Source organism: Pseudomonas rustica (genome assembly GCF_018336155.1).
Taxonomy (GTDB): domain Bacteria; phylum Pseudomonadota; class Gammaproteobacteria; order Pseudomonadales; family Pseudomonadaceae; genus Aquipseudomonas; species Aquipseudomonas rustica.
Map to the genome: position 1 here is coordinate 1 of NZ_JAGYHF010000031.1, position 2,676 is coordinate 2,676.

The following is a 2,676-nucleotide window of genomic DNA, read 5'->3' on the forward strand; positions in this document are numbered from 1 at the left end:
GCTTGCTGGAACAGGCGGGATCAACGCTTTCGTTCTGGGATGCACGGGGTACGCAGCGACATTATGAGTACGACACACAACGTCGCTCAGTCTCCGTTACAGAGCAGAGGGTCAGCCACCCAGCAAAAATTGTTGAGCGACTAATTTATGGCGACGCCGATGAAGCGCTCGCGCAACACAACCAGTGCGGCCGATTGATCCGCCACGATCATCCCGCAGGTTCGCGGAAATGCCCCAGCTATGGCGTAGCCGGTTCCATATTGACGGTGCAGGAGCGATTCCTTGAGGATCTTGACACACCCGATTGGCCCGTCGATCTCCCGGGGCGCGATGCGCTATTGGAAGAACAGACGTTTACTACTTGCTCGGAATTCAATCCCGCAGGGCAATTGCTAAAGCAGATCGACGCTCGCGACAACGTGCAAAGGTTCGGTTACGACCTCGCTGGCAGATCTCGCGATGTCTGGCTGCAAATGGCGGGGGAGACAAAACCACCGCGAAAACTGGTCAGCGATATTCGTTACAACGCTCAGGATCAGGTTGAATTCGAAACCGCCGGGAATGGCGTTATCGCCCGTGCTGACTATGACGCCAGGGATGGCCGGCTGACTCGGTTGACCGCTGCCATCCATCCTCATAAACCCTTGCTGGATCTGCGTTATTGCGTCGATCCGGTGGGCAATATCGTCGAGCTGGAAGACAAGTCCCAACCTGTCACTTACTTCAATAACCAGCGCATTGCTCCGGTCTGTTCTTACCGTTACGACAGTCTCTATCAACTGATCGAAGCCAAGGGTTGGGAGGTCAGCCAGCCAAGTCACGGGCCGGCATTACCCGAGCTGATTGCGACACCGCTGGATCCTGCTCAGCGCCGCAATTATCTCCAGAAGTTCGTCTACGACAGCGGCGGCAATCTCGTTTCCCGCCAGCACAGCGCAACGGCCGGATTTGCGATGTTCACCTCCGGCAACAGCAACCGTAGCCTCGGGCAGCGCAATGATGGTTCGTTGCCAGGAGAGCCGGAAATCAATGCCGGATTCGATAAGTGCGGCAATCAAATTGAATTGAATCGCGGCCAAAATATGGTCTGGGACACTCACAACCAACTGCATGAAGTGGCACTGGTTTCGCGAGAAAACCAACAGGACGATTTTGAGTGTTACCGCTACGATCGGCCGGGTCACCGAGTGCGCAAAGTTTCAGTTGCCAGCGTGGCAGGTCGGGCGCTGCGTAGCCAAGTCCGTTATCTGCCGGGACTGGAGTTGCGGCAGCACAACAATGGTGAAGAACACCATGTCATCAATGTCATCGCCGGGCGCAACTCAGTACGGATTCTGCATTGGCCCGACGGGGCGCATCCAGATCAATTGCGTTATGGCCACAGCGATCATCTGGGTTCCAGCACGATGGAACTGGATGACGAGGGCGCAATACTGACGCTTGAACACTATTACGCATTTGGCGGTACAGCCTGCTGGGCAGGTAAAAGTGAGTCAGTGGCGAGGTACAAAACCCATCGCTATAGCGGCAAGGAACGTGATGCGACAGGGCTTTATTACTATGGCTACCGCTATTACGCACCGTGGCTGCAGCGGTGGGTAAGTGCGGATCCGGCGGGGAGTGCCGACGACCTGAATCAATATCAAATGGTGGGGAACTGCCCGCTCAATTTTTACGATTGGCAGGGCCTGATAAAAATCCCGGTGGATATTTTTATCAGCGATATCGTCAATCCCATCGCCAAAGATATCGGCACCGGATGGTTTGAGGAGCTGATCTGGGACGAAAAAAAAGCCGCTTTCGCCAGCACTGGTTTGGTGTATGGGCAAGGGATGAAGGTCTATGAGGGAGAACTTTCGGAGTGGACCCCGTCTTCATTCGGCCAAGCCATCGCCATGTTCCGCGATCAAGATAAGAAGCTTCGTCTGTACGCCAACATGCACTTTCAACATATGGGCATACAGCCTGGTATGGGCTTGCCGGAATTCGCCGGCCTGATGAAAAGTGAGGACGCGCAAGGCAACAGATTTCTCATTAACAATCATTCAGGCCATTACAAGCCTGAGCCTTCGATCGCGGTCGAGGCGATGATTCGCGAGATTGCGCCGCAGCAACAATCAGTCAGGTATGTGCCGGTACCTGAAAGCACATCGTTTGATTCAGCAATCCGAATGGAATCGATTAGCTCCCCAGAACATTACGGGCAATTGGTGAAGCAATACAAAAGTGACTTCAAAGGCCTGATTGAGCACTTGAAAGAACAAGGAGTATGGGAAGCCGCTAAAGAGCGTTGGGAAAGTAGCGAAGGAATCAATGTGATTTTTAAAATGGACGCATCAGGAATGACTGCGCAACAGATCTACGCCAAAGAGTCCGAGGCGAGGTATGCGAGGGCCGTGGCACCGCCGCCTAAACGGACGCTAGCTGCGAGACAACCGGCTTCGCCGCCCAAGGGACAAGGCAATAAACCGTCGTTTTTTCGATCCTTGTTCAGTCGCCACTCACGAACGTGATTCTTTCACTTCACCTGTTACTTCTTACAGTATCGGACCGATGAAAAAACCTTCAGGCTACCCCTAAGTCTGGAGGACGTTTACAGCCATGAAGGCGACTCGGCACTCACCTCATCCCACCCTCTCCGTCGTCGACCCGCGAGCATTGGCGATTCGCAGGGTT

The 2,676-nt window shown here is 54.1% G+C and carries 1 protein-coding gene; it reads left to right on the forward strand.

Annotated features, from left to right (window positions below; genetic code table 11):
• Positions 1 to 2,513, forward strand: a 2,513-nt coding sequence (locus KFS80_RS26665; protein ID WP_212546463.1) for an RHS repeat domain-containing protein, incomplete at its 5' end; no start/stop codon positions are given.
• Positions 2,514 to 2,676: the final 163 nt, after the last annotated feature.